The sequence below is a fragment of the Pseudomonas sp. DR 5-09 genome (genome assembly GCF_001655595.1).
Taxonomy (GTDB): domain Bacteria; phylum Pseudomonadota; class Gammaproteobacteria; order Pseudomonadales; family Pseudomonadaceae; genus Aquipseudomonas; species Aquipseudomonas pharyngis.
This window is the reverse complement of record NZ_CP011566.1, coordinates 6,000,614-6,024,751: the sequence shown is the minus strand read 5'-3', so window position 1 is coordinate 6,024,751 and position 24,138 is coordinate 6,000,614. Positions and strand designations below refer to the sequence as shown.

General features: G+C 62.1%; 29 protein-coding genes. 12 read left to right on the top strand and 17 right to left on the bottom strand.

Going from position 1 to position 24,138, the window contains the following annotated elements; all coding sequences use genetic code 11:
* The first annotated feature begins 27 nt into the window (after positions 1-27).
* The gene (locus PDR5_RS27170; RefSeq protein ID WP_039767914.1) at positions 28-699 is read left to right on the top strand and encodes a TetR/AcrR family transcriptional regulator; all 672 of its coding nucleotides are present in this window, start codon (positions 28-30) and stop codon (positions 697-699) included.
* A 28-nt stretch (positions 700-727) separates the two neighbouring features.
* Positions 728-1,582 carry a sulfurtransferase gene (locus PDR5_RS27165; protein WP_064600110.1) on the top strand — a complete coding sequence of 285 codons (855 nt, stop codon included), beginning with the start codon at positions 728-730 and terminating at the stop codon, positions 1,580-1,582.
* A 4-nt stretch (positions 1,583-1,586) separates the two neighbouring features.
* Here PDR5_RS27165 and PDR5_RS27160 read toward each other — a convergent pair whose 3' ends face one another.
* The 5 genes from PDR5_RS27160 to PDR5_RS27140 form a co-directional block, all read right to left on the bottom strand.
* A complete protein-coding gene (locus PDR5_RS27160; protein WP_064600108.1) occupies positions 1,587-2,417 on the bottom strand; it encodes an AraC family transcriptional regulator in 831 nt (276 codons plus the stop codon).
* Positions 2,418-2,421: 4 nt separating this feature from the next.
* On the bottom strand, positions 2,422-3,420 hold the full coding sequence (locus PDR5_RS27155; RefSeq protein WP_064600107.1) for a hydrolase: 999 nt from the start codon (positions 3,418-3,420) through the stop codon (positions 2,422-2,424).
* A gap of 63 nt (positions 3,421-3,483) precedes the next feature.
* Complete coding sequence (gene rsmD, locus PDR5_RS27150) at positions 3,484-4,092, bottom strand: 16S rRNA (guanine(966)-N(2))-methyltransferase RsmD (RefSeq protein WP_064600105.1); 609 nt, start codon at positions 4,090-4,092, stop codon at positions 3,484-3,486.
* Entirely contained in the window at positions 4,092-5,579 is a 1,488-nt protein-coding gene (locus PDR5_RS27145; protein WP_064600103.1) for a M16 family metallopeptidase, read from the bottom strand. Before PDR5_RS27145 ends, rsmD begins: the two co-directional genes overlap by 1 nt.
* Positions 5,572-6,927, bottom strand: coding sequence for a M16 family metallopeptidase (locus tag PDR5_RS27140; RefSeq protein WP_064600101.1), 1,356 nt, complete (start codon positions 6,925-6,927; stop codon positions 5,572-5,574). Before PDR5_RS27140 ends, PDR5_RS27145 begins: the two co-directional genes overlap by 8 nt.
* Before the next feature lie 345 nt (positions 6,928-7,272).
* Here PDR5_RS27140 and ftsY point away from each other — a divergent pair, with 345 nt between their 5' ends.
* The 4 genes from ftsY (at position 7,273) to rpoH (ending at position 11,456) form a co-directional block, all read left to right on the top strand.
* Positions 7,273-8,796, top strand: a complete 1,524-nt coding sequence (gene ftsY, locus PDR5_RS27135; RefSeq protein WP_064600100.1) for a signal recognition particle-docking protein FtsY — start codon at positions 7,273-7,275, stop codon at positions 8,794-8,796.
* Entirely contained in the window at positions 8,793-9,464 is a 672-nt protein-coding gene (gene ftsE, locus PDR5_RS27130) for a cell division ATP-binding protein FtsE (protein ID WP_007953396.1), read from the top strand. The genes ftsY and ftsE overlap by 4 nt, the downstream gene beginning before the upstream one ends.
* Positions 9,461-10,486 (top strand): permease-like cell division protein FtsX, encoded by a 1,026-nt coding sequence (ftsX, locus tag PDR5_RS27125; protein ID WP_064600097.1) that lies wholly within the window; start codon positions 9,461-9,463, stop codon positions 10,484-10,486. The genes ftsE and ftsX overlap by 4 nt, the downstream gene beginning before the upstream one ends.
* 115 nt (positions 10,487-10,601) lie before the next feature.
* Complete coding sequence (gene rpoH / locus PDR5_RS27120) at positions 10,602-11,456, top strand: RNA polymerase sigma factor RpoH (protein ID WP_007953393.1); 855 nt, start codon at positions 10,602-10,604, stop codon at positions 11,454-11,456.
* Positions 11,457-11,527: 71 nt separating this feature from the next.
* Here rpoH and mtgA read toward each other — a convergent pair whose 3' ends face one another.
* Positions 11,528-12,250, bottom strand: a complete 723-nt coding sequence (gene mtgA, locus PDR5_RS27115) for a monofunctional biosynthetic peptidoglycan transglycosylase (RefSeq protein WP_064600095.1) — start codon at positions 12,248-12,250, stop codon at positions 11,528-11,530.
* A gap of 74 nt (positions 12,251-12,324) precedes the next feature.
* On the opposite strand from mtgA, the gene PDR5_RS27110 reads away from it, so the two are divergent.
* The 4 genes from PDR5_RS27110 to trmB all read left to right on the top strand — a co-directional run bounded on the left by PDR5_RS27110 (position 12,325) and on the right by trmB (position 14,568).
* A complete protein-coding gene (locus PDR5_RS27110) occupies positions 12,325-12,705 on the top strand; it encodes a DUF423 domain-containing protein (RefSeq protein WP_064600093.1) in 381 nt (126 codons plus the stop codon).
* A 72-nt stretch (positions 12,706-12,777) separates the two neighbouring features.
* Positions 12,778-12,978: a sulfur carrier protein ThiS gene (thiS, locus tag PDR5_RS27105; protein ID WP_007953386.1), complete on the top strand. Its 201-nt coding sequence runs from the start codon at positions 12,778-12,780 to the stop codon at positions 12,976-12,978.
* A gap of 60 nt (positions 12,979-13,038) precedes the next feature.
* Positions 13,039-13,833, top strand: a complete 795-nt coding sequence (locus tag PDR5_RS27100) for a thiazole synthase (protein ID WP_007953385.1) — start codon at positions 13,039-13,041, stop codon at positions 13,831-13,833.
* Between the two features lie 9 nt (positions 13,834-13,842).
* A complete protein-coding gene (trmB, locus tag PDR5_RS27095) occupies positions 13,843-14,568 on the top strand; it encodes a tRNA (guanosine(46)-N7)-methyltransferase TrmB (RefSeq protein WP_039767926.1) in 726 nt (241 codons plus the stop codon).
* 132 nt (positions 14,569-14,700) lie between these two features.
* On the opposite strand, the gene PDR5_RS27090 is transcribed toward trmB, so the two are convergent.
* The 10 genes from PDR5_RS27090 to PDR5_RS27045 all read right to left on the bottom strand — a co-directional run bounded on the left by PDR5_RS27090 (position 14,701) and on the right by PDR5_RS27045 (position 21,549).
* The gene (locus PDR5_RS27090; RefSeq protein WP_011336381.1) at positions 14,701-15,024 is read right to left on the bottom strand and encodes a DUF3392 domain-containing protein; all 324 of its coding nucleotides are present in this window, start codon (positions 15,022-15,024) and stop codon (positions 14,701-14,703) included.
* A 19-nt stretch (positions 15,025-15,043) separates the two neighbouring features.
* Positions 15,044-16,249 carry a radical SAM family heme chaperone HemW gene (hemW, locus tag PDR5_RS27085; protein WP_064600091.1) on the bottom strand — a complete coding sequence of 402 codons (1,206 nt, stop codon included), beginning with the start codon at positions 16,247-16,249 and terminating at the stop codon, positions 15,044-15,046.
* Positions 16,246-16,842, bottom strand: a complete 597-nt coding sequence (gene rdgB / locus PDR5_RS27080) for an RdgB/HAM1 family non-canonical purine NTP pyrophosphatase (RefSeq protein ID WP_064600089.1) — start codon at positions 16,840-16,842, stop codon at positions 16,246-16,248. The genes hemW and rdgB overlap by 4 nt, the downstream gene beginning before the upstream one ends.
* The gene (locus PDR5_RS27075) at positions 16,839-17,273 is read right to left on the bottom strand and encodes a DUF4426 domain-containing protein (RefSeq protein WP_011336378.1); all 435 of its coding nucleotides are present in this window, start codon (positions 17,271-17,273) and stop codon (positions 16,839-16,841) included. Before PDR5_RS27075 ends, rdgB begins: the two co-directional genes overlap by 4 nt.
* A gap of 26 nt (positions 17,274-17,299) precedes the next feature.
* Positions 17,300-17,920, bottom strand: coding sequence for a methionine biosynthesis protein MetW (gene metW, locus PDR5_RS27070; protein ID WP_011336377.1), 621 nt, complete (start codon positions 17,918-17,920; stop codon positions 17,300-17,302).
* Between the two features lie 7 nt (positions 17,921-17,927).
* Positions 17,928-19,067 (bottom strand): homoserine O-succinyltransferase MetX, encoded by a 1,140-nt coding sequence (gene metX / locus PDR5_RS27065; RefSeq protein WP_039767930.1) that lies wholly within the window; start codon positions 19,065-19,067, stop codon positions 17,928-17,930.
* 65 nt (positions 19,068-19,132) lie between these two features.
* Positions 19,133-19,423 (bottom strand): DUF167 domain-containing protein, encoded by a 291-nt coding sequence (locus PDR5_RS27060; RefSeq protein ID WP_064600087.1) that lies wholly within the window; start codon positions 19,421-19,423, stop codon positions 19,133-19,135.
* Positions 19,420-20,010 carry a YggT family protein gene (locus tag PDR5_RS27055; RefSeq protein WP_011336374.1) on the bottom strand — a complete coding sequence of 197 codons (591 nt, stop codon included), beginning with the start codon at positions 20,008-20,010 and terminating at the stop codon, positions 19,420-19,422. Before PDR5_RS27055 ends, PDR5_RS27060 begins: the two co-directional genes overlap by 4 nt.
* Before the next feature lie 10 nt (positions 20,011-20,020).
* Entirely contained in the window at positions 20,021-20,839 is an 819-nt protein-coding gene (gene proC, locus PDR5_RS27050) for a pyrroline-5-carboxylate reductase (protein ID WP_064600085.1), read from the bottom strand.
* Between the two features lie 23 nt (positions 20,840-20,862).
* Complete coding sequence (locus PDR5_RS27045; protein ID WP_064600083.1) at positions 20,863-21,549, bottom strand: YggS family pyridoxal phosphate-dependent enzyme; 687 nt, start codon at positions 21,547-21,549, stop codon at positions 20,863-20,865.
* Positions 21,550-21,743: 194 nt separating this feature from the next.
* Here PDR5_RS27045 and PDR5_RS27040 point away from each other — a divergent pair, with 194 nt between their 5' ends.
* On the top strand, positions 21,744-22,778 hold the full coding sequence (locus PDR5_RS27040) for a type IV pilus twitching motility protein PilT (protein WP_007953348.1): 1,035 nt from the start codon (positions 21,744-21,746) through the stop codon (positions 22,776-22,778).
* A gap of 47 nt (positions 22,779-22,825) precedes the next feature.
* Here the strand turns inward: PDR5_RS27040 and PDR5_RS27035 are convergent, their stop codons facing one another.
* Positions 22,826-23,443 carry a C40 family peptidase gene (locus PDR5_RS27035; RefSeq protein ID WP_039767935.1) on the bottom strand — a complete coding sequence of 206 codons (618 nt, stop codon included), beginning with the start codon at positions 23,441-23,443 and terminating at the stop codon, positions 22,826-22,828.
* A gap of 249 nt (positions 23,444-23,692) precedes the next feature.
* Between PDR5_RS27035 and PDR5_RS27030 the strand changes: the two genes are divergently transcribed.
* A complete protein-coding gene (locus tag PDR5_RS27030) occupies positions 23,693-24,127 on the top strand; it encodes an NINE protein (RefSeq protein ID WP_064600078.1) in 435 nt (144 codons plus the stop codon).
* The last annotated feature ends 11 nt before the right edge of the window (positions 24,128-24,138 follow it).

Genomic DNA, 24,138 nt, shown 5'->3' with positions numbered 1-24,138 from the left:
AACGCACTCTGAATTAAAGCTCAAGCCATGGCCCCACGGATCAAAACCAGCGAGCGCATCGTGCAGAACAGCCTCGAGCTGTTCAATCAGCAGGGCGAGCGCAGCATCAGCACCAATCACATCGCCGCCCACATGGAGATATCTCCGGGCAATCTGTACTACCACTTCCCCAACAAGCAGGCGATCATCGCCGTGCTGTTCAGTGAGTACGAAAGCCTGGTGGACAGCTTCCTGCGTCCGCCTCAGGGCCGTGCCGCGACGGTCGAAGACAAGCGCTTCTATCTCAAGGAGCTGCTGTCGGCGATGTGGCGCTACCGTTTCCTGCACCGCGATCTCGAGCATCTGCTCGACAGCGATCCTGAGCTGGCCGGGCGCTACCGGCGCTTCTCCCAGCGCTGCGTGATCCAGGGCGCGGCGATCTATGAAGGGTTCGTTGCCGCCGGCATCCTGAAAATGGATCGGGTGCAGATCGAATCCTTGACTCTCAACGCGTGGATCATCCTCACCTCATGGGTGCGCTTCCTGTGCACGACCCGGGAGAATTCCAACTACCTCAGCGAACAGGCCATCAAACGTGGCGTGTATCAGGTGCTGGTGCTGGAAGCAGGGTTCGTCACCGAGCAGGCCCGCGATGAGGTCAACGCCTTGTTCGAAGAGTTCTACGTGCCGCTGGCCCAGGCCCTCGAAGAGAGACCGTAAGCCCATTTCCTCACTGGAGTCGTTCGCTATGCCGATTGCGCAACTGATCAGCCCGACCGCACTGGATGCCCGCAAGGCGCAACCGGGGCTGGTGATTCTCGATTGCCGCTTTGCCCTCGAAGACCCGGATTACGGCCAGCGCAGCTACGCCGAGGGGCACATTGCCGGGGCACATTTCGCCGATCTTGAACGCGACCTCAGCGGCCCGGTGACCAAAGGCGTGACCGGTCGCCATCCGCTGCCGGAGCCGGCGGCGCTGATCGAACGCCTGCAAGCGTTCGGCATCAATAACGACAGCGACGTGGTTCTGTATGACGACGGCCCGGGCGCCTATGCGGCGCGGGCCTGGTGGTTGCTGGCGTGGCTGGGCAAGCGTGACGGCGTGTTCATTCTCGATGGCGGGCTCAAGGCCTGGCATGCGACGGGGCTGCCGTTGAGTCTTGATCCACCGTCAGCGGCCCGTGGCAACTTCAGCGGCAAGCCGGACATGCGCCTGCTGCTCAGCGCCGAGCAATTGCAGCAACGCCTCGGCCAGCCGGCCCTGACCCTGCTCGATGCCCGCGCCTTGCCGCGCTTCAAGGGCGAAGTGGAGCCGATCGACCCGATCGCCGGGCACATTCCCGGCGCGCAATGCGCGGCGTTTACCGACAACCTGGGCAGCGACGGGCGTTTCCTGCCGGCCGATCAGCTCAAGCAGCGTTTCGCCGCGAAACTCGGCGGGCGCTCGCCGAACGATCTGGTGGCTTACTGCGGCTCCGGGGTGACGGCGTGTCACAACCTGTTTGCCCTGTGTCTGGCGGGTTATCCATTGGGTTCGCTGTATGCCGGATCGTGGAGCGAGTGGATCAACGAGCCTTCGCGCGGTATCGCCACCGGCGAGTAAACGCTCAGCGATCCAGCCGCGCACTGCGATAGGCCGCCGGCCCCACGCCGTATACCTGTTTGAACTGGCGGCTCAGATGGCTCTGGTCGGCAAATCCCAGCTGCGTGGCGACTTCCACCGGCAGGCAGCCGCTCTGCAACAAGCCGCGCGCGCAGGCAATTCGCTGCTGCATGAGCCAGCTGTGCGGCGGCATGCCGGTGGCGCGGCGGAACACCCGGGCGAAGTGGAAGGGCGAGAGGTTCACGGCCGCCGCCAGTTCTTCCAGTGAGGGTGGCGCCGCCAGTTGCGCGTGCAACAGTTCCTTGGCCATCGCCACCGCGCGATGCTCCTTGCCGGGGTTGCCGCTGATCTGCACCGCTGCGTGACGCTGCAACAGCAGCATCATCATTTCCCGCCACACGGTTTGCTGTTGCAACGCGGTTGCGGGGCTTTCGAGCAAGCGGTGCAACTGACAGAAACCGTTGACCAGATCCGGATCGCGATACAGCGTCGCCCCGAAGGCCGGCATCGGTGCGGTCGGCAGTTCCAGTTCATTCAACAGCGCGACGATCTGCCCGGTGTCGGGATAAAACGCCCGGTACAGCCAGCCGTCCTCGGTGCCCTTGTGGCCGTTATGCACTTCGTCCGGATTGATCAGCACCAGCGTGCCGCTGCCCGCCAGGTGTTCGGCACCGCGATAACGGTAGCGCTGGGCGCCGGCCATGATCATGCCGATCACATAACCGTCGTGGACGTGCGGGGCGAAACGATGCTCGATGTAGCGCGCGGTCAACAGCTCGACACCGGCCAGGGGCGCGGCTTGCCAGAAGCGGATCGACTCGCCCTGATCGGCCATGACCTCACCCGCGCCCCGCGTCGGCCAGCCACTGCGGAATACGTCGTTCCAGGTAATAACCCGGCTGGCGGAGCGTGCCGTCGACGAAGCCGACGTGCCCGCCCTTGTTCTGCAATTCGAATTGCGTCGTTGCCGACAACTCACTGGCCTGCGGCAGGCTGTGGGGAAACACGAACGGGTCGTCCGCTGCCTGAATGATCAGGGTCGGCGTGCGGATCTCGCCGAGAAAATAGCGGCTGGATGCCCGGCGATAGTAATCCTCGGCATCGGCAAAGCCGTGCAGTGGCGCGGTCACCCGGCCATCGAAATCCCAGAAGGTGCGCATGTTTTCCAGTGAACCGAGGGCGGCCAGTGCGGCGAGACCATCCTCGCGCCCGTCGTGCTGGAACTGACGCTGCTTGTTCTTGATGTAGGCCACCATCTCGCGCATGAAGTGCGCCTGATAGACCTTCGAGAAACCCTGGCCAATACGATCGGCGCATTGATCGAGGCGAAACGGCACCGACACCGCCACCGCACCGAGCACGCCGCTGGCGCTGCCGGTTTCCCCCAGGTGCTTGAGCAGCACGTTACCGCCAAGGGAGTAGCCGACCGCATACAGCGGCGCCAGTGGCCGCTTGGCTTTCAGATGGCGGAGGGTTTCGGCGAGGTCTTCGCTGGCCCCGGAGTGGTAGCTGCGCGGCAGCAGGTTCGGCTCGCCGGAGCAGCCGCGCCAGTTCAGCGCGACACTGGCCCAGCCTTGCGCGGCGAGCGCTGCCTGGATTCCGGCGACGTAGGGGGAGTTGGAAGACCCGGTCAGCCCGTGCAGCACCAGTACCAGTGGCGCTCCAGCGCTGTGCGGGCCATACCAGTCGAGGTCGAGGAAATCGCCGTCGTCCAGCCACAGCCGTTCGCGCTGGCGATCAAGGTGCACGGTTTTACGCCATAGCGGCCCCCACAAGGTTTGCAGGTGCGGATTGCCGAGGCCGAAGGCGGGGATGAACGGTTTTGACGAAGGGGACACGATTGCTCTCGATGCAGCGCAGCGAGCCTCGGCTGAGACTCGCCGCTTTTTCAAGCCGGTCGGTTAACCGGCGATCACTGCCATACGTTGCCACAACGCGTAGTACACCCGCCCGGATTTTTGCTCGCGGTGCAGGCGCCAGTTGCCCGGCAGGCCGAGGGTCGATGGCGCGGTTTCACTTTCAGTGTAGATCCACGAATCGTCGGCCAGCCATTGGCGCTCTTCCAGCAATGTGCACACCGTCGGCAGCAGGTTCTGGTTGAACGGCGGGTCGAGGAATACCAGGTCGAACGCGGTCGGAGTCTGGGTTTCCAGATATCGCAGGGCATCGGCGGTCTGCACGTGGCCGTTGGTGCAGCGCAGGGTGCCGAGGTGTTCTTTCAGGCTGGAGACCGCGACGTGGCTGGCATCCAGCGCCTGACCCATGGCCGCGCCACGGGACAGTGCTTCGAGAAACAGCGCGCCGCTGCCGGCGAACGGGTCGAGCACCTTGGCCCCGGCAACGTAGGGCGCGAGCCAGTTGAACAGGGTTTCGCGCACCCGGTCCGGGGTCGGACGCAGACCCGGCGCATCAGGAAAGCTCAGCTTTCGGCTGCGCCATTCGCCGCCGATGATGCGCAACTGGTTCACACCGTTGTGCAGTTTTTGTACAGGTTTCTTTGGACTGGCCATTAATGCTCCGGAACCCCGAGCGGCTGCTCGGCAGGTTTATCAGATGGGGCCGGTAACGGCTTTTGCGGCACGGTCGGGCCAGCGCTGACGATGACCAGTTTATCCGTGCTCAAGTGTTTGTTCAGGACGTCGCGAACCTGCTCGACCGTCAGGCTCTGGGACTGACGCATGAAGTCGTCCAGATAATTCAGCGGCAGGTTGTAGAAACCCATGGCACCGAGCTGACCGACGATATCGGCGTTGCTCGCGGTGGACAGCGGGAAGCTGCCGGCCAGTTCGCGCTTGGCGTCGTCGAGTTCTTTCTGGGTCGGGCCGGTCTTGAGGTAGTCGGCGAGCACGTCCTGCACCAGTTTCAGGGTGCCTTCGCTCATTTCCGCGCGGGTCTGCAGGTTGATCATGAACGGGCCGCGCGCCTGCATCGGGCTGAAGGCCGAATACACGCCGTAGGTCAGGCCGCGCTTCTCGCGCACTTCGCTCATCAAGCGAGTGCCGAAGCCACCGCCACCGAGGATCTGGTTGCCCATCGACAGCGCGGCGTAGTCCGGGTCATCACGGTCGATGCCCAGTTGCGCGATCATCAGGTTGGTCTGCTTCGACGGAAACTCGATGTGGCCGATGCCGGGTTTCGGCTCGGTCGGTTGCTCGACCTTCGCCAGCGCCGGGCCTTTTGGCAGCGCAGCGGACACCTGATTGGCAATCGCCTCGGCTTCGCTGCGGGACAGATCGCCCACCAGCGCGATCACCACGTTGCCGGCTGCATAGGCCTTGGCGTGGAACTCACGCAGTTGCGCCAGCGTGATCTTCGGCACGCTTTGCGCATTGCCGTCGCTGGCGTGGGCGTACGGGTGATCGCCGTACAGGCGCTTCATCAGCTCCAGGCTGGCGAGTTTGCCGGGGTTCTGTTTCTGGTACTCGAAACCGGCGAGCATCTGGTTCTTGATGCGCGCGAAGGAGTCGGCCGGGAAGGTCGGTTTGCCCACCACTTCCGAGAACAGCTTCAGCGCCGGCTCGCGCTTGTCGGCGGCACTCAGGCTGCGCAGCGACGCGATGGCCATGTCCTTGTAGGCGCCGTTGCCGAAATCCGCGCCCAGCCCTTCGAAACCCTGAGCGATGGCGCCGACATCCTTGCCCGCCACGCCTTCGTTGAGCATGGCGTTGGTCAGCAGGGCCAGGCCCGGCGCGTTGCCGTCCTGGCTGCTGCCGGCGGAAAAGATCAGGCGCATGTCGAACATCGGCAGTTCGCGAGCCTCGACGAACAGCACTTTGGCGCCTTCGGCGGTGTTCCAGGTCTGCACGTCGAGCTTGCGGCTGGCCGGGGCCTTGCCGTCGAGTTCGGCCAGCGATTGCAGTTTCTGGCTGGACTTGGCGTTATCCAGCGCTTCGCTGGCCTTGGTGTTGTCGCTTGGAACCAGGTAGAACGCAGCGGAGCCGATGATGGCCACGGCGATCAGGCCGAGCAGCAGGCGTGGGGTTTTGCGCTCACTCATGAGTCGTCTCCAGTGGCAGGACGTGGGCGACGCTGAGACGTTCGCGGGTGAAATACAGCTTGGCGGCGTTCTGGATGTCTTGCGGGGTGACGCTTTCCAGATCGGCCAGTTCGGTGTCCATCAGCTTCCACGACAGACCGACGGTCTCCAGCTGGCCGATGGCGGTGGCCTGGCTGGTGATCGAATCGCGCTCGAAGACCAGGCCGGCGATGACCTGCGCGCGTACGCGCTCCAGTTCTTCGGCGGACGGTGCGGTGGTTTTCAGCTGTTCCAGCAGTTTCCACAGACCGGCTTCAGCCTGGGCCATGGTTTTTTTCTTCTGGGTGTTCGGCGTGGCCGACAGGGTGAACAGGCTGTCACCGCGAGTGTAGGCGTCGTAGCTCGACGAACCGCCGGACACCAGCTCCTCGCCGCGTTCCAGTTGAGTCGGGATGCGGCCGCTGTAGCCGCCGTCCAGCAACGCCGAAATCAGTCGCAAGGCGTTGACCGAACGTTTGTCTTCGGCAGTGGCGATGCTCGGGACGTTGAAACCGAGCATCAGGCTCGGCAGTTGGGTCTGCACGTGCAGGGTGATCTGGCGTTCACCGGGCTCGGCCAGTTCCAGCGGTTTTTTCGCCGGCGGCACGTCACGCTTCGGGATCGGCCCGAAGTAGCGCTGAGCAAGGGTCTTCACCTCGTCCGGGGTCACGTCGCCGACTACCACCAGCGTGGCGTTGTTCGGCACGTACCAGGACTGATACCAGTGACGCAGCTCTTCGACCTTCATCCGCTCAAGGTCAGCCATCCAGCCGATGGTCGGCGTGTGATAACCGCTGGCCGGGTAGGCCATGGCCTTGTAGCGCTCGAAGGCCTTGGCCATCGGCTTGTCGTCGGTGCGCAGGCGGCGCTCTTCCTTGATGACTTCGATTTCCTTGGCGAACTCGTCGGCCGGCAGGCGCAGGTTGGCCATGCGGTCGGCTTCCAGTTCGAAGGCCACGCCCAGACGGTCGCGGGCCAGGACCTGGTAATAAGCGGTGAAGTCGTCGCTGGTGAAGGCGTTCTCTTCGGCGCCGAGGTCGCGCAGGATCAGCGAGGCTTCGCCGGGGCCGACTTTTTCGCTGCCCTTGAACATCATGTGCTCGAGGGCGTGGGACAGACCGGTCTGGCCCGGGGTTTCGTAGCTGGAACCGACCTTGTACCAGACCTGCGACACCACCACCGGCGCGCGATGGTCTTCGCGCACGACGACCTTTAAACCGTTGTCGAGAGTGAATTCATGGGTCGGTTGCGGATCGGCCGCCAGGGCCGAAAGGGGCAGGCAGACTGTGCTGAGCAGCAGGCCTGCGGCGCGGCGGGCTAGAGCATTCATTCGTTTTTAAACCTGTTGGGCTGCCCGCTTGGTCTTAGCGTCGGCGGGCGAGAGGGTGCTAGGATACTGATCCGTTTTACCGGGGGCCACGCCTATAAGGCCTTTGATTGGCAGGCAGATGATGCTATTTGCGGATTTAATCTCAATTTTGTCCGCTAAACTCTGCTTTTTCCCCGACGATGGCCTATCAGTCCTTCGTGTTGATCAATCTTTTGAGGTGCCGCTTGCACCTCGACAAAATGTTGCGCGTGAACAAGCTGGGTGAAACACAGTCTGTTCTGCATCGAATATTTATTTGCCGGGGCGCCCCTGTGGCGCGTCGCTACCGTGAGATAGCCGTCCTCCATGTTTGGTTCCAACGACGACAAGAAGACCCCAGCTGCGGCTGGCGAGAAGAAAGGCCTGTTCGGATGGCTGCGCAAGAAACCGCAGGAACCCGTCGTCGAACAGCCGACTGCCATTCCTGAGCCGGCCCCTGCGCCCGCTCCCGTAATAGAAGAAGCGCCGGCGCCGGTTGTGCTGCCGATTGCCGAGCCGGTGCTGCAACCGGTGGCCGAGGCCGAGCCAGAAGCGCCGGCTGCCGCCGAGTTGCCGCTGACCCCGGCCAGCGAACCGTGGCTGACCTTGCCGGTAGCAGAAGAGCCGGTGGCGCTGGTCGAAGAGGCCGCGCCGCACGTTACGCCAACGATTCCCGCGCCGGTTGCGTTCGCCCCCGAACCTGTTCAGGCGCCGGTGGTGGAAGCTGCTCCGGTCATTCCAGAACCTGTGGTTGCTGCCCCGGTTGCTCCGGTTGCTCCGATTGTTGAAGCGCCCGAGCCTGCACCTGCACCTGCACCTGCACCTGCACCTGCACCTGCACCGGTCGCCGTAGCGCCATTCGCTCCTGTGGAAATCCAGGTTGAAACCCCGGTCGAGGCCCCGCGCCCCGAAGAAACCAAAGCCGGCTTCTTCGCCCGCCTCAAGCAAGGCCTGTCCAAGACCAGCGCCAGCATCGGCGAGGGCATGGCCAGCCTGTTCCTCGGCAAGAAAGCCATCGATGACGATCTGCTCGACGATCTCGAAACCCGCCTGCTGACGGCCGACGTTGGCGTCGAGGCGACTTCGGTGATCATCCAGCGCCTGACCCAGAAGGTCGCGCGTAAAGAGCTGGCCGATTCCGACGCCCTGTACAAATCCCTGCAGGCCGAGCTGGCGGCAATGCTCAAACCGGTCGAGCAGCCGCTGAAGATCGTTTCCCAGAACAAGCCGTTCGTGATTCTGGTGGTCGGCGTCAACGGCGCCGGCAAGACCACTACCATCGGCAAACTGGCGAAGAAACTGCAGCTGGAAGGCAAGAAAGTCATGTTGGCCGCCGGTGACACCTTCCGCGCCGCCGCTGTCGAGCAGTTGCAGGTCTGGGGTGAGCGCAACAAGATCCCGGTGATTGCCCAGCACACCGGCGCGGACTCGGCTTCGGTGATCTTCGACGCCGTGCAGGCCGCCAAGGCCCGTGGCATCGATGTGCTGATCGCCGACACCGCCGGTCGTCTGCACACCAAAGACAACCTGATGGAAGAACTGAAAAAGGTTCGCCGGGTGATCGGCAAGCTCGACGCCGATGCGCCGCACGAAGTGCTGCTGGTACTCGACGCCGGCACCGGCCAGAACGCCATCAACCAGGCCAAGCAATTCAACCAGACCGTCGAACTGACCGGCCTGGCGCTGACCAAGCTCGACGGCACCGCCAAGGGCGGGGTGATTTTCGCCCTGGCCAAGCAATTCGGCCTGCCGATCCGCTACATCGGCGTCGGTGAAGGCATCGACGATCTGCGTACCTTTGAAGCCGAACCCTTTGTCCAGGCACTGTTTGCCGAGCGGGAGCGTTCATGATTCGTTTCGAACAGGTCGGTAAGCGCTACCCGAACGGTCACGTCGGCTTGCATGAGCTGAGCTTTCGAGTCCGTCGCGGCGAGTTCCTGTTTGTCACCGGCCACTCCGGTGCCGGTAAATCCACGTTGTTGCGTCTGCTGCTGGCGATGGAGCGTCCGACCAGTGGCAAGCTGCTGTTGGCCGGGCAGGACCTGAGCACCATCAGCAATGCGCAGATTCCGTTCCTGCGTCGGCAGATCGGCGTGGTGTTCCAGAACCATCAACTGCTGTTCGATCGCACGGTGTTCAACAACGTCGCGCTGCCGTTGCAGATTCTCGGGCTGTCCAAGGTCGAGATCGCCAAGCGCGTCGATTCGGCGCTGGAGCGCGTGGCGCTGTCGGACAAGGCCGAGCTGTATCCGGGCGATCTGTCCACCGGTCAGCAACAGCGCGTTGGCATTGCCCGCGCCATCGTTCACCGTCCGGCTTTGCTGCTGGCGGACGAACCGACCGGTAACCTCGACCCGCGTCTGGCGGCCGAGATCATGGGCGTTTTCGAAGACATCAACCGTCTGGGCACCAGCGTGCTGATCGCCAGTCACGACCTGGCGCTGATTGCGCGCATGCGCCATCGCATGCTGACCCTGCAACGCGGCCGATTGATCGGCGACGGGGAGGCCGGCGTATGAGTGCGACACGTAGTCCGAAGGTTTCCGAGCGTGTGGCCCCGAAGGCCGCCGATCCGCAACCGCCAAAGAAGAAAAAGCACGACGATGACGATGGCCCGGACTTTGCCACGTTGTTCCGTGCCTGGATCGAAAGCCATCGCGCCAGCTGGATCGACAGCCTGCGGCGTCTCGGCAAGCAGCCGATCGGCAGCTTCTTCACCTGCATGGTGATGGCGGTTGCGCTGAGTCTGCCGATGGGCCTTTCGCTGTTGCTGAGCAACGTTGAGCGCCTCGGCGGTTCGTGGCAGCGCGCGGCGCAGATCTCGCTGTACCTGGAGCTCGAGGCCAGTCCCGCTCAGGGCGAAGCGTTGCGTGATCAGATCAAAGCCATGCCGGGCGTAGCTGATGCCGAATATGTCGGTCGCGACCAGGCGCTGGAAGAGTTCCAGCAGCAGTCGGGCCTGGGCGAAGCCCTGCGCGAGCTGCCGGAAAACCCGTTGCCGGGCGTGGTGCTGGTGACGCCGAACGAGGTCGACAAGTCGACCCTGGAAGCATTAAGACAAAAACTTTCCGAGCTGCCCAAGGTACAACAGGCGCAACTTGATCTAGTCTGGGTCGAGCGTCTGGCCGCCATCCTCAAGCTCGGTGACCGTTTCGTGTTCGGTCTGACGGTGTTGCTGGTTTCCGCATTACTTTTGGTGATAGGCAATACCATTCGTCTTCATATTGAAAACCGCCGCACCGAGATAGAAGTGATTAAACTCGTCGGCGGCACCGACAGCTATGTGCGTCGTCCCTTCCTTTATATGGGCGCGTTGTATGGCTTCGGTGCGGGGCTGCTGTCCTGGGGTGTATTGGCGTTCGGCCTGAACTGGCTGAACGATGCGGTGGTCGGGCTGGCCGGCTTGTACGGCAGCGATTTCGCACTGGCCGGCGTGCCAGTTGCCGATGGTCTGTCGCTCTTGCTTGGCGCGGTGCTGTTGGGTTATATCGGTGCATGGATTGCAGTCGCACGTCATCTCAGGGAGCTGGCGCCGAAGTAGAATCTTTTTTGCGCGTGATTGACCTTTCAGTGGTTAAGGAAACTTTCATTTGAGTTTCCGGTCAATTTTTCGCAATGCTGAAAAGCATGAGTATGTAAGTCGGAGGTTTTTCCGTATGTCCAATTCTTTGCAACCTGCGTATGCATTGGTTCCAGGCGCAAACCTGGAAGCCTACGTGCACACCGTCAACAGCATTCCATTGCTGACGCCGGAGCAGGAGCGTGAACTGGCCGAGAGTCTCTACTATGAGCAGGATCTGGGGGCGGCTCGGCAGATGGTGCTCGCCCACCTGCGGTTTGTCGTACACATCGCCCGTAGCTATTCCGGCTACGGTCTGGCTCAGGCTGACCTGATCCAGGAAGGTAACGTCGGCCTGATGAAGGCCGTGAAGCGTTTCAACCCGGAAATGGGCGTGCGTCTGGTGTCCTTCGCGGTGCACTGGATCAAGGCCGAGATTCACGAGTTCATCCTGCGCAACTGGCGGATCGTGAAAGTCGCGACCACCAAGGCCCAGCGCAAGCTGTTCTTCAACCTGCGCAGCCAGAAGAAACGTCTGGCCTGGCTGAACAACGAGGAAGTCCACCGTGTGGCGGAAAGCCTCGGCGTCGAGCCGCGTGAAGTGCGTGAGATGGAAAGTCGCCTGACCGGCCATGACATGGCCTTCGACCCGGCTGCGGAAGCAGACGACGACAGCGCTTTCCAGTCGCCGGCCAACTACCTCGAAGACCACCGGTACGACCCGGCGCGTCAACTGGAAGATGCCGACTGGAGCGACAACTCCAATCACAACCTGCACGAAGCGCTGGAAGTGCTGGACGAACGCAGCCGCGACATCCTCTACCAGCGCTGGCTGGCAGAAGAGAAAGCCACGCTGCACGACCTGGCGCAGAAGTACAACGTGTCGGCCGAGCGGATCCGTCAGCTCGAGAAGAGCGCGATGAACAAGCTCAAGTTGTCGATTGCCGCATAACCGGTAGTCCGGCAATAAAAAAACGCCCCGATCAGTGATGATCGGGGCGTTTTTGTTTGCCTGTCAGCAAGTCATTGGGCCCAGGGCGCGCGGCGCGAATCATTGAGTGTCAGCAGGTAGCTGTCGCCACCCAGCTGGCTCATTTGCTGGCGAATCCAGCCGGCCCGGCGCGACACGTAAGCGGTCGGATGACTGGCGCTCCAGACCCGGGGATTCGGCAGCACAGCCGCCAGATAACTCGCCTGCTGCCGGGACAGCGACCTGGCGCCTGCGCCAAAGTGATGCCTTGCCGCCGCTTCGGCACCAAACACGCCGTCATCCCACTCGACGCTGTTCAGGTACACCTCGAGAATCCGCTGCTTGGGCCAGAACACTTCGATCAGCGCGGTGAACCACGCCTCCAGGCCCTTGCGCAGATAGCTGCGGCCGGACCACAAGAACAGGTTCTTCGACACTTGCTGGCTCAAGGTGCTGGCACCACGGATCGAACCGCCGAGCTCGTTGTGGGCCAGTGCGGCCTTGATCGCACTCAGGTCAAACCCCCAGTGCTCGGGGAATTTCTGGTCTTCGCCGGCAATCACCGCGACCTTCAGGTCATCGGAAATCTCGTCCCACGGCTTCCAGGTGCGTTGCAGGTCGATCGGCTCGCCGTCGACCCAGGATTCGATCTTGCGCTCGACCATCAGCGCCGTGAACGGTGGCGGCACGAAGCGAAACACCAACACCAGCAATACGCTGCCGCCCGCGAACCAGAGCAGGGCCTTCGTGAAACGACGGAGAAATATACGCAGCATAGAGATGGCTTGGCCGAACCGGTTGAGCGGGCCATTATACAGACCCTGCCGATCGAGTCTGACTGGAGTTCTACATGCTGCGTAGCTTTCTGATGCTGGCTGCCTTCTTTGGTTTCACCGGTGTCGGCCTCGGCGCATTCGCCGCCCATGGCTTGAAAAACCGCCTGACACCCGAATACCTGGCGATCTTCCACACCGGCGTTACCTATCAACTGGTGCATGCGCTGGCGCTGTTTGGCGTGGCGCTGCTGGCCACGCAGCTTCAGGGGCGGCTGGTCGCCTGGGCCGGCATCTCGTTCAGCGTCGGCATCCTGTTGTTCTCCGGCAGCCTGTACCTGCTGACCACCCTCGGCATCGGCAAGCTCGGCATCATCACCCCGTTCGGCGGTCTGGCATTCCTGATTGGCTGGCTGTGCCTGGGGCTGGCCGCCTGGCGCCTGTATCCAACCGCTTGACGCTTGGTGCTGACCTTTAGGTCATGATCGGGCTAGAATGCCACCCCCTAAAAAGTGATGGCGGCGTTGCGCATGCGCATTCAGTTGAACGGTGAATCCTTTGAACTGCCCGACGGTGAAACCGTTGCGGCCCTGCTGACCCGTCTGGATCTGACCGGGCGCCGCGTCGCGGTCGAACTCAATCTGGATATCGTCCCGCGCAGCCAGCATGCCGACACCACTTTGAACGACGGCGACAACGTCGAAGTCGTGCACGCCATCGGCGGCGGCTGATGGCCACGCCTGCATGGGCCGAGAATTCTGCAAGACCCTCACCCCAACAGAGGATTCCCCATGAGCATCGTTCGTAGCGACAAGCCTTTCGTTCTGGCCGGTCGTACTTACCAGTCGCGTTTGCTGGTCGGTACCGGCAAGTACCGTGACATGGAAGAAACCCGCCTGGCCATCGAAGCCTCGGGTGCCGAGATCGTCACCTTCGCGGTGCGCCGCACCAACCTGGGCCAGATCGAAGGCGAGCCGAACCTGCTCGAAGTGCTGTCGCCGGATCGCTACACCTTCCTGCCGAACACCGCCGGCTGCTACGACGCGGTCGAGGCCGTGCGCACCTGCCGCCTGGCCCGTGAGCTGCTCGACGGCCACAACCTGGTGAAGCTGGAAGTGCTGGCTGACCAGAAAACCCTGTTCCCCAACGTGATCGAAACCCTCAAGGCCGCCGAAGTGCTGGTCAAGGAAGGCTTCGACGTGATGGTTTACACCAGCGACGACCCGATCATCGCCCGGCAACTGGCGGAAATCGGCTGCATCGCGGTGATGCCGCTGGCTGGCCTGATCGGTTCGGGTCTGGGGATCTGCAACCCGTACAACCTGCAGATCATCCTCGAAGAAGCCAAAATCCCGGTGCTGGTGGATGCCGGTGTCGGCACCGCTTCCGACGCCACCATCTCCATGGAACTGGGCTGTGACGCCGTGCTGATGAACTCGGCCATCGCCCACGCCCAGCAGCCGATCATGATGGCCGAAGCCATGAAACACGCGATCGTCGCGGGCCGCCTGGCCTACCTCGCCGGCCGCATGCCGAAAAAACTCTATGCCAGCGCCTCTTCGCCGCTGGATGGTCTGATCAAGTAAGAGCTATTGATGACTGAATCGAACGACACGCCAATCCAGACGGAAGAAGGCGACGAGCGCCAACACCGCCGCATCAAGAGTTTTGTGATGCGCGCCGGGCGCATGACCGAAGGCCAGCAGCGCGGCCTGGATCAGGGCGCGCCGAAGTTCGTCCTGCCGCTGGCCGATGCGCCGGTGGACTACGACCAGGTGTTCGGCCGTTCCGCGCCGCGTTCGCTGGAGATCGGTTTCGGCATGGGCCACTCGCTGCTGGAAATGGCCGCTGCGGCGCCGGAGCAGGATTTCATCGGTGTCGAGGTTCACCGTCCGGGTGTCGGCGCACTGCTCAACGGCGTGCTGACTCAGGGCCTGACCAACCTGCGGGTCTACGATTGCGACGCGATCGAAGTGCTCAACCGCTGCATCGCCGACAACAGCCTCGATCGCCTGATGCTGTTTTTCCCGGATCCGTGGCACAAGAGCCGTCACCACAAGCGCCGTATCGTTCAGGCGTCCTTCGCTGAACTGGTGCGCAGCAAGCTGAAGGTTGGCGGCATTCTGCACATGGCCACCGACTGGGAGCCGTACGCCGAATACATGCTGGAAGTGATGAATGTCGCCCCGGGCTATCGCAACCTCGCCGAAGACGGCAAGTGCGTACCCCGCCCGGCCGAACGGCCGATCACCAAGTTCGAACGCCGCGGCGAACGTCTTGGGCATGGCGTGTGGGATTTGAAGTTCGAAAAGCAGTCCTGAATATCACGCAACAATAAATGTGGGAGCGGGCTTGCTCGCGAAGGCGTCATTTCAGTCGATATCAATATCGAATGATCTACCGCTTTCGCGAGCAAGCCCGCTCCCACATTTGCGTTCTGTGTGTACTGAAAATCAGCGGCGGTCGGCCACTACGCCAATCAACACCAGCACCACCAACAACACCGGCGCCAGGCTGTAGTTGTTGAACTGGCTCAAGCCCTTCACCACCCAGGGTGTGGCGTAGATCAGCGCCGCGCCGCTGCCGATCATGCACAGCAGGGCCATCAACGGCACGCGCAGGGCGCCGGCGATGCTGCCGAGGCGTTGCTCGACCCAGCCCTTGAAGTCAGCGCCGAACAGCACCAGCAGACAGCCCACCAGGGCCAGAGCGATTTCCGAGAGGTTGCTGCGGCTCCAGCGGGACACGGTGGCGAGCAAGTCGAGTATCAAATCCATGCGGTTTCCTTAAGAGCGATCAGCTCAGAAATTTCTGCAGCAAGTCGTTGAGGAACAGTTGTCCGCGCTCGGTGGCCGCCAGACGTGACGGTTCGACCTGCAACAGACCGCTTTGTTCGGCCTCGCGCCGGTGTTCGTCGAGGCTCTCCAGCGGCAGGCCGGTGCGCTCCGGGTACAGGCGCGATTCGACGCCGGCGGTCAGGCGCAGGGCGTTCATCAGGAACTCGAACGGCATCTCGTCATTGGTCAGGGCTTTCTCGCCGGCCTGGAAGCTTTTGGCCGGGTTGAGGTAATCCTTCGGCAAGCGCGTCTTCCAGGTGCGCACGATACGCCCGTCCGGATGGCTGAGCTTGCCGTGAGCGCCGGCGCCGATGCCGATGAAGTCTCCGAAGCTCCAGTAATTGAGGTTATGCCGCGCCGGGCGACCCGGTTGGGCATACGCCGAAACTTCGTACTGCGCGTAACCGTGCTCGGCCAGCAGCGCCTGCCCGGCCTCTTGAATGTCCCACAGCGTGTCGTCTTCCGGCAGCACCGGCGGCTGGTTCCAGAACACGGTGTTCGGCTCCAGCGTCAACTGATACCAGGAAATGTGCGTCGGCTTCAGGGCGATGGCCTGGCGCAGATCGCTCAGGGCATCGTCCAGCGACTGGTCCGGCAGGCCGTGCATCAAGTCGAGGTTGAAGTTATCGAACCCGGCCTGGCGCGCCATGCCAGCTGCGCGTACCGCTTCGTCGCCGTTGTGGATACGGCCGAGGGCCTTGAGCTTTTCCTGCTGGAAGCTCTGGATGCCGATCGACAGGCGATTGATCCCCAGTTTGCGGTAGGCGACGAACTTTTCTTGCTCGAAAGTCCCAGGGTTGGCTTCCAGGGTGATTTCGATGTCATCGGCAAACGCAATGCGTTGTTTCACGCCTTCCAGCAAGCGACCAAGGGCTTCGGCGCTGAACAGGCTCGGCGTGCCGCCGCCAAAAAAGATCGAACTCAACTCACGGCCGTACACCGCGTGCAGATCCTGATCGAGGTCGGCCAGCATCGCGTCGACGTACTCCTGCTCCGGCAGCACCGGGCTGGCGGTGTGGGAGTTGAAGTCGCAATAGGGGCATTTGCGCACACACCACGGGATGTGGATGTACAGCGCCAGGGGCGGCAGCGTCGGCAACGGCGCCCGAGGCGAGGAGGCGGCGCCGCCGATAATCAGCGACGACGCACGGGAGCTATCGGTCATTTCAAGCCCAGACGCTGGCGCAGCAGATCCATTGCACGGGCGCGGTGGCTGATCTGGTTCTTGTCGCCCGGGCTCAGCTCGGCGCTGGACACGTTACGCTCCGGCACCCAGAACAGCGGGTCGTAGCCGAAACCGTGCTCACCGCTGGCAGCGGTCAGGATGCGCCCGTGCCACAGACCTTCACAGAGGATCGGCAGCGGATCATCGGCATGACGCACCAGTGCCAGTACGCAGACGAACTGCGCGCCGCGCTCGGCTTCAGGCACATCCTTCAAAGCGTCGAGCAGCTTGGCGTTGTTCGCCGCATCGCCCTTGCCGTCGGCGTAGCGCGCCGAGTAGATGCCCGGCGCACCGCCGAGGAAATCCACCGCCAGGCCCGAATCGTCGGCCAGCGCCGGCAGACCGGAAATGCGCGCGGCATTGCGGGCCTTGAGGATCGCGTTCTCGACGAACGACAGACCGGTTTCTTCCGGCTCCACGCTGCTGAATTCGCCGATCGAGCGCAGTTGCACCGAATCGCCGAGCATGGCCTGGAGTTCCTTGAGTTTGCCGGCGTTATGGCTGGCCAGTACGAGTTGCGTGAGATTGATCATTGGCCAGGGAAAAGCTCTTGGTTGAAATTGAGGGTGTTGATCTTGTCGCCGGTCTGCACCTTGATTTCAAAGGTGCGGGTTTCCTGCTGCTCCACCGGGTACTGGGCGATGTAGTAGATCGCGCCCTGTTCGGTGATCTGGCGGAAGGTCAGCGGCACGCTCTGGCTGGTCAGGTCCTTGACGGTGCCGGTGACCTGGGCGATCAGCGGCTTGCCGTCCTTGATTACCGAGACATTGATCACACCCTGGTTCTTGCTGCGGATCAGCTCGGCAGCCTTGGCGATGTCCGGCGTCAGGAAGGTCGAGTTGAAGGTGTTGTAATGCACGGTGACATCACCGAACACTTCCTTGCGTTCGCCCTTGATGGCATCGGCGGCCACGGCCGACAGGCTCAGGCAGGCGGCCAATAGCGCGGTAATCAAGCGTCCCATGTTCGTTCTCCTCGCAATGTCGTGGTTCAGACCGCGATTCTGTGATCCGCAAGCCCCGGGCTGCTGACGCGGTAGATACCGATCTCACCTAACAGATTAGGCCATAGCTTACTGGCCCACCCGTGGCGGTGCTGTTGATCCACGGCAAGCCGATCAATGACCTTCGCCTCACGTTCGCGACAAAGTTCTTCAAAGTCTTCGAAGGTGCAGAAGTGGATGTTCGGCGTGTTGTACCAGGTGTACGGCAGGAATTCCGACACCGGCATCCGGCCCTTGCTCGCCAGGTACCAGCGGCAGCGCCAGTGACCGAAGTTGGGGAAGGTGATGATGCACTGGCGGCCGACCCGCAGCATTTCGTCGAGGATCTTGTCCGGGTAGTGCACGGCTTGCAGGGCCTGGGTCATCACCACGATATCGAAGCTGTTGCTGGCGAAGTTGCCCAGGCCTTTGTCCAGGTCCTGCTCGATGACGTTGATGCCCTTGGCCACGCACTCGGCGATGTTGTCCGGGTCGTTTTCCAGGCCATAGCCGGTGACCTGCTTGTGGTCGCGCAGCCAGGTCAGCAACTCGCCGTCACCGCAGCCGAGGTCGAGCACGCGGCTGCCGGCGGGGATCCATTCCTGGATGATTTCCAGATCAGCTCTCATGGCTTTCTCACAACGTAATGCGGTTCATGTAATTGCCGAACGCCTGCAAATAACGCGGGATCGGAATCAGGAAGGCGTCGTGGCCCTGGGGTGCGTCGATTTCCAGGTAACTGACGTCCTTGCGCGCGGCCATCAGCGCGTCCACCAGTTCCCGCGAACGGGCCGGGGAGAAGCGCCAGTCGGTGGTGAACGACATCACGCAGAACCTGGCTTTTGCACCTTCGAAGGTTTTCGCCAGGTTATCGTTGAAGTTCGCTGCCGGATCGAAGTAGTCCAGCGCCTTGGTCATCAACAGATAGGTGTTGGCATCGAAGCGCCCGGAGAACTCTTCGCCCTGATAGCGCAGGTAGCTTTCGACCTGGAACTCGACACTGTGGAAGTCGTAGTTGAGCTTTTCGCTCTTCAGGCCACGGCCGAATTTCTCGCCCATGGAGTCGTCTGACAGGTAGGTAATGTGCCCGACCATCCGCGCCAGCATCAGGCCGCGCTTGGGGATCACGCCGTGTTCCTGGAACGAGCCGCCGTGGAATTCCGGGTCGGTGAGGATCGCCTGGCGCGCCACTTCGTTGAAGGCGATGTTCTGCGCCGACAGCTTGGGGGCCGAGGCGATGGCCAGGCAGTGGCGCACGCGATCCGGATACGTGATGGTCCATTGCAGCGCCTGCATGCCGCCGAGGCTGCCACCGATCACCGCGGCCCATTGGCCGATGCCAAGCAGGTCGGCCAGACGTGCCTGGCTGTGTACCCAGTCTTCCACGGTCAGCACCGGGAAGTCGGCGCCGAACGGCTTGCCGGTTTCCGGATTGAGGCTGCTCGGGCCGGTGGAGCCGTTGCAACCGCCGAGGTTGTTCAGGCTGACCACGAAGAACTTGTTGGTGTCGATCGGCTTGCCGGGGCCGATGCAGCTGTCCCACCAACCGGGCTTGCGGTCGTCGACGCTGTGATAACCAGCGGCATGGTGGTGGCCGGACAGGGCGTGGCAGATCAGCACGGCGTTGCTCGCTTGCGCGTTCAGCGTGCCGTAGGTTTCGTAGATCAGGTCATAATCGGCCAGCGAACGGCCGCAGGCCAGGGCCAGCGGTTCGCTGAAGTGCGCCGTTTGCGGCGTCACCAGACCAACAGAATCGGGGGGAAAGGCAGCTGGCATCGACCCTGCTCTCGTTGAAATGAGGCGTAAGTCTAAAGACCGGTGGGGTTAGCGGCAAGCAACGATCAGGGGCGGCAGAGCCCCGGCAGATCCGGCAGCTTTTTCGGTGCGCTGATGCGCACTCGCTTCTGCCGGTTCAGCTCACCACTGAGCAAACTGACCTGACTCTTGGAAACCCCAAAAGCCTTGGCCAGAAACCCCATCAGGTAGGCATTGGCCTTGCCCTCGACCGGCGGCGCGGTCAGGCGGATCTTCAGGCGATCGCCGTGCAGCCCGCAGAAATCATCGCTGCGGGCGGCCGGTTGCAGGTGACACTCCAGAATCAGGTCGTCACCGTCCCAGCGAAACCAGCTCACATCAGCAGGCGCAGGATTTCCGGCATCATCGTCATCGCCGCGAGGTTGTTGATCACCAGCATGTCGATCAGCTTCAGCACGAGGAAGGCGAAGATCGGCGACAGGTCCAGACCGCCGAGGTTCGGCAGGATGCGGCGGAACGGCGCCAGGGCCGGTTCACAGATCTGGTTCACCAGCTCGGCGCCCGGATTGTGGCTGCCCGGTGCGACCCAGGACAGGATGATGCTGATGATCATGGCCCAGAAGAAAATCTTCAGGAACAGCGCCGTCACGCCGATCAGCGACCAGATCAACAGTTGCAGCGGGTTACCGGTGGTGCCGTAGGTCAGCAGCAGGGTCAGCGCCATCAGCGCCAGTTGCACGAGGATCGCCAGTACCAGCGACGACATGTCGAGGCCGAACAGGCTCGGAATGATCCGGCGCAGTGGCTTGAGCAGCGGCTGGGTGGCCTTGACCACGAACTGGCACAGCGGGTTGTAGAAGTTCGCCCGCACCAGTTGCAGGACGAAGCGCAGCAGCACGATCAGCAGGTACAGGCTGCCGAGGGTTTGCAGCACGTAGACCGCTGCGGTGTTCAATCCAATCATGTGAGGCTCCTTATTTGCCCAGTTGTTCGGCCATTTCGGCCGAGCGGTGCGCGGCGGCGCCGAGTGCTTTTTCCACCAGGGCTTCGAAGCCGCCGGCCTGGAACGATTTGATCGCAGCTTCCGTGGTGCCGGCCGGCGAGGTCACGCGGCGGCGCAGTTCGGCAGCGTCGACGTCACTGGACACCGCCATATGCGCGGCGCCCAGAGCGGTCTGCAGGGTCAGTTGCTCGGCGGTTTCCTTCGGCAGGCCGAGTTTGACGCCGGCGGCGGTCATGGCTTCGATCAGCAGGAAGAAGTACGCCGGGCCGGAACCGGAGACGGCGGTGACCGCGTCCAGTTGCTGCTCTTCGTTCAGCCACAGGGCGATGCCCACGGCGGACAGCAGTTCTTCAGCCTGTTGGCGTTGTTCGGCGCTCACGGCGCCGGTGGCGTACAGGCCGCTCACGCCCTGACGCAGCAGCGCCGGGGTGTTGGGCATGCAACGCACGATCGGCTGCTCGCCCAGCCAGGCCGTCATGCTGGCGCAGGTGATGCCGGCGGCGATCGAGACCACCAGTTGATTCGGTTTCAGGCTCGGGCGAATCGCTTCGCACACGGCTTTCATGGCCTGTGGCTTGACCGCCAGCACGACAACGTCAGCGCCGTCGATAGCCTGGGCGTTGTCGGCGAAGGTTTCGATGCCGTGTTCGGCGCTGACTTTGGCGCGGGTTTCTTCGCCCGGATCGCTGGCGCGAATGTGTGCAGCTTCCAGACCCTTGGCCCGCAGGCCGCCGATCAGGCTGGCGGCCATGTTGCCGGCACCGATAAAGGCAATACGTGTGTTGCTCATGTCAGGTCCTTATCTGGAAATGGTCAAGATTGGGAATAGTCGCGGGCGCCGAACAGGGCCGTACCGATACGGACCCAGGTCGCGCCCTGGGCAATGGCCGACTCGAGGTCGTGGCTCATACCCATGGAAAGTGTGTCGAGCGGCAGATCGAGGCCGGCTTGCAATCTCTGAACGGCAGCGAATGCAGCGTCTTGCTCGGCGCGATCTTCGGTCGGCTCGGGAATCGCCATCAACCCGCGCAGTTTCAGGCGCGGCAGGGCGCTGATGGCCTGAGCCAGGGCCGGCAGGTCTTGCGGGGTGCAGCCGGACTTGCTGGCTTCACCGCTGACGTTGACCTGAATGCAGATGTTCAGTGGCGGCAGATCCGCCGGGCGTTGTTCGGACAGGCGTTGGGCGATTTTCAGACGATCCACGGAGTGCACCCAGGCGAAATGCTCGGCAATCGAGCGGGTCTTGTTCGACTGAATGGGGCCGATGAAGTGCCAGATCAAGGGCAGGTCGGCCAGTTCGAGCTGCTTGCCCAAGGCCTCTTGCAGGTAGTTCTCGCCGAAGTCGCGCAGGCCGGCGGCGTACGCTTCGCGCAGGGCTTGTGCCGGTTTGGTCTTGCTCACGGCCAGCAGCTGGACGCTGTTTTCATCGCGTCCGGCCGCTTTGACGGCTGCTTGAATACGCGAACTAACCAGTTGGATGTTGTCTGCTATCGTGGACATCAAATCCTGCCTGAAAAGTGCCTGCACTCGATCATGCGGCGTTAAAAGTCGCCTCAGAATGCTCATTGACTGACGTCAACTCCGCTTCTTCGCCGACTTTTGCCTTGCCTGATCATCGTTCGGCTACTTTTCAGGCAGGATTTGGCGCCAGCGGTCTGAAGGTTCGCGGCATTCTACTGGAATTGAGGGACGCTATGGATATCACTGAACTGCTGGCCTTCAGCGCCAAACAGGGCGCTTCCGACCTGCACCTGTCGGCCGGTCTGCCGCCGATGATCCGCGTGGATGGCGATGTGCGGCGGATCAATCTGCCGGCGCTGGATCACAAGCAGGTGCACGAGCTGATCTACGACATCATGAACGACACCCAGCGGGTGGACTTCGAGAAACATCTGGAAACCGACTTTTCCTTCGAAGTCCCCGGTGTGGCGCGCTTTCGGGTCAATGCCTTCAACCAGAACCGTGGCGCTGGCGCAGTGTTCCGGACCATCCCGTCGAAAGTGCTGAGCATGGAAGACCTCGCCATGGGCGACGTCTTTCGCAAGATCACCGATGCGCCGCGCGGGCTGGTGCTGGTGACCGGACCGACCGGCTCCGGCAAGTCCACGACACTGGCGGCGATGATCGACTACCTCAACACCCATCGTCATCACCACATCCTGACCATTGAAGATCCGATCGAATTTGTCCACGAATCGCGTAAATGCCTGATCAATCAGCGCGAAGTCCATCGTGATACCCGCAGTTTCGCCACCGCATTGCGCTCAGCGCTGCGCGAAGACCCGGATGTGATCCTGGTGGGCGAGATGCGCGATCTGGAAACCATCCGCCTGGCGCTGACCGCCGCCGAGACCGGGCACCTGGTGTTCGGCACCTTGCACACCACGTCGGCAGCCAAGACCATCGACCGTGTCGTGGACGTGTTCCCTGGGGACGAAAAGTCCATGGTGCGCTCGATGCTCTCGGAGTCGTTGCTGGCGGTGGTGTCGCAGACGCTGATCAAGAAGATCGGCGGCGGTCGGGTGGCGGCGCACGAGATCATGCTGGGTACGTCGGCGATCCGTAACCTGATCCGCGAGGACAAGGTGGCGCAGATGTATTCGGCGATACAGACCGGTGGCTCGCTGGGAATGCAGACACTCGACATGTGCCTGAAGGATCTGGTGACCAAGGGCTTGATCAGCCGTGAACATGCGCGGGAGAAAGCGCGCACGCCGGATAACTTTTAGGCAAAAAAAACGCAGCCCGTGGGCTGCGTTTTTTTGTACCTGAACAATCAGCGCTGAACGACGCGCATCTGCCCCTGTTCTTTCGGCAATACGCGTTTGGCCACCACGTAATGCTTTTCCCAGTACGGCTTGTTCAGTGTGTCGATGCTCACCGCTTTGCCGCGCCGTGGTGCATGGATGAAACGGTCGTTGCCCAGGTAGATGGCAACGTGATTGACCCGACGGCTCTTGATGTTGAAGAAAATCAGGTCGCCCGGCTTCAGGTCCTTGCGTTCGACTTTCTCGCCGTGACCGCTGGCCATGGCGTTCGAGGTGCGTGGCAGGTCGAACGTGGCGTCGTTGAACGCGTATTTCACCAGACCGCTGCAGTCGAAGCCTTTACTCGGGCTGCTGCCGCCCCAACGGTATGGCGTACCGAGGACGTTTACCGCGCGACTGAGGACGTTGCTGCTTTCCTTGGTCGCCATCGGTGGCACCAGCTTGCTTCGGCCGGTGCTGCTCAGCGTGGTGTGCTTGACCTGTTTGCCTTTGTTCGAAGGAGCAGAGGCATGGGATTTAGGGGTGAAACCGTTAACGTTGGGAAGACGTTGCTCACGATTGGTGGCGTGGGCGGCCAGTGGCATTAATAGGCAAATAGTTAGCCATGTCTTGAAAAATGGACGCATTAGGCAGGGCTCTTGATGTGTTAGCGCGCAACTTTATAACAGCTTTTTTGTCACTTCCGAGGCCGTTGGTCGATTCAATCCGATGCCAACGGAACCAAATAAGCGGCAAAAAGACGCAATTGTCGGACAGAAGTCCGGTGCTATAAGGCTTTGACGGGACACACGGTAGCATTTGCCATACGTCGGCTACCTGTAAAAAAGTCACAAAGAATTAAAGAATATTTATCTATCGCGTGTATCGAGGTCTTAATGAACGGCTATCAGCTGCCCCGTGTGAAGGAAAAAGACACCCACAGCAAGGTGATCGGTTACCTGTTGTGGATTTTCGGTTTCACAGGCTCCCACCGCTTCTATTACGGCAAACCGGTGACCGGCACGATCTGGTTTTTCACTTTCGGGTTGCTGGGGATCGGCTGGCTGATCGACGTGTTCCTGATCCCGGCGATGGATCGCGAAGCTGACCTGCGTTTCGCCGCGGGCCCGATCGAGTACAACGTGGCGTGGATTCTGCTGACCTTCCTCGGCGCGCTCGGCGTGCACCGGATGTATCAGGGCAAGTGGATCAGCGGGTTGGTGTATCTGCTGACCGGCGGGTTGTTCTTTCTTGGGGTGCTGTATGACTTCTGGACGCTGAACGATCAGGTGTCGGTGCGTAATGCCGAAGGGCGGGGCGCATTTCAGTAAGTGATGGCGAG

Excerpts from the sequence above, each read along its gene's own strand:
- PDR5_RS27075 (WP_011336378.1), bottom strand. The coding sequence starts at position 17,273 with ATGGGACGCTTGATTACCGCGCTATTGGCCGCCTGCCTGAGCCTGTCG.
- PDR5_RS27055 (WP_011336374.1), bottom strand. The coding sequence starts at position 20,010 with ATGATTGGATTGAACACCGCAGCGGTCTACGTGCTGCAAACCCTCGGC.
- hemW (WP_064600091.1), bottom strand. The coding sequence starts at position 16,249 with ATGACCGATAGCTCCCGTGCGTCGTCGCTGATTATCGGCGGCGCCGCC.
- rpoH (WP_007953393.1), top strand. The coding sequence starts at position 10,602 with ATGTCCAATTCTTTGCAACCTGCGTATGCATTGGTTCCAGGCGCAAAC.
- PDR5_RS27040 (WP_007953348.1), top strand. The coding sequence starts at position 21,744 with ATGGATATCACTGAACTGCTGGCCTTCAGCGCCAAACAGGGCGCTTCC.
- ftsY (WP_064600100.1), top strand. The coding sequence starts at position 7,273 with ATGTTTGGTTCCAACGACGACAAGAAGACCCCAGCTGCGGCTGGCGAG.
- ftsX (WP_064600097.1), top strand. The coding sequence starts at position 9,461 with ATGAGTGCGACACGTAGTCCGAAGGTTTCCGAGCGTGTGGCCCCGAAG.
- PDR5_RS27140 (WP_064600101.1), bottom strand. The coding sequence starts at position 6,927 with ATGAATGCTCTAGCCCGCCGCGCCGCAGGCCTGCTGCTCAGCACAGTC.
- PDR5_RS27165 (WP_064600110.1), top strand. The coding sequence starts at position 728 with ATGCCGATTGCGCAACTGATCAGCCCGACCGCACTGGATGCCCGCAAG.
- trmB (WP_039767926.1), top strand. The coding sequence starts at position 13,843 with ATGACTGAATCGAACGACACGCCAATCCAGACGGAAGAAGGCGACGAG.
- PDR5_RS27030 (WP_064600078.1), top strand. The coding sequence starts at position 23,693 with ATGAACGGCTATCAGCTGCCCCGTGTGAAGGAAAAAGACACCCACAGC.
- proC (WP_064600085.1), bottom strand. The coding sequence starts at position 20,839 with ATGAGCAACACACGTATTGCCTTTATCGGTGCCGGCAACATGGCCGCC.
- metX (WP_039767930.1), bottom strand. The coding sequence starts at position 19,067 with ATGCCAGCTGCCTTTCCCCCCGATTCTGTTGGTCTGGTGACGCCGCAA.
- thiS (WP_007953386.1), top strand. The coding sequence starts at position 12,778 with ATGCGCATTCAGTTGAACGGTGAATCCTTTGAACTGCCCGACGGTGAA.
- PDR5_RS27110 (WP_064600093.1), top strand. The coding sequence starts at position 12,325 with ATGCTGCGTAGCTTTCTGATGCTGGCTGCCTTCTTTGGTTTCACCGGT.
- mtgA (WP_064600095.1), bottom strand. The coding sequence starts at position 12,250 with ATGCTGCGTATATTTCTCCGTCGTTTCACGAAGGCCCTGCTCTGGTTC.
- rsmD (WP_064600105.1), bottom strand. The coding sequence starts at position 4,092 with ATGGCCAGTCCAAAGAAACCTGTACAAAAACTGCACAACGGTGTGAAC.
- ftsE (WP_007953396.1), top strand. The coding sequence starts at position 8,793 with ATGATTCGTTTCGAACAGGTCGGTAAGCGCTACCCGAACGGTCACGTC.
- PDR5_RS27045 (WP_064600083.1), bottom strand. The coding sequence starts at position 21,549 with ATGTCCACGATAGCAGACAACATCCAACTGGTTAGTTCGCGTATTCAA.
- metW (WP_011336377.1), bottom strand. The coding sequence starts at position 17,920 with ATGAGAGCTGATCTGGAAATCATCCAGGAATGGATCCCCGCCGGCAGC.
- PDR5_RS27170 (WP_039767914.1), top strand. The coding sequence starts at position 28 with ATGGCCCCACGGATCAAAACCAGCGAGCGCATCGTGCAGAACAGCCTC.
- PDR5_RS27090 (WP_011336381.1), bottom strand. The coding sequence starts at position 15,024 with ATGGATTTGATACTCGACTTGCTCGCCACCGTGTCCCGCTGGAGCCGC.
- PDR5_RS27035 (WP_039767935.1), bottom strand. The coding sequence starts at position 23,443 with ATGCGTCCATTTTTCAAGACATGGCTAACTATTTGCCTATTAATGCCA.
- PDR5_RS27160 (WP_064600108.1), bottom strand. The coding sequence starts at position 2,417 with ATGGCCGATCAGGGCGAGTCGATCCGCTTCTGGCAAGCCGCGCCCCTG.
- PDR5_RS27145 (WP_064600103.1), bottom strand. The coding sequence starts at position 5,579 with ATGAGTGAGCGCAAAACCCCACGCCTGCTGCTCGGCCTGATCGCCGTG.
- PDR5_RS27100 (WP_007953385.1), top strand. The coding sequence starts at position 13,039 with ATGAGCATCGTTCGTAGCGACAAGCCTTTCGTTCTGGCCGGTCGTACT.
- rdgB (WP_064600089.1), bottom strand. The coding sequence starts at position 16,842 with ATGATCAATCTCACGCAACTCGTACTGGCCAGCCATAACGCCGGCAAA.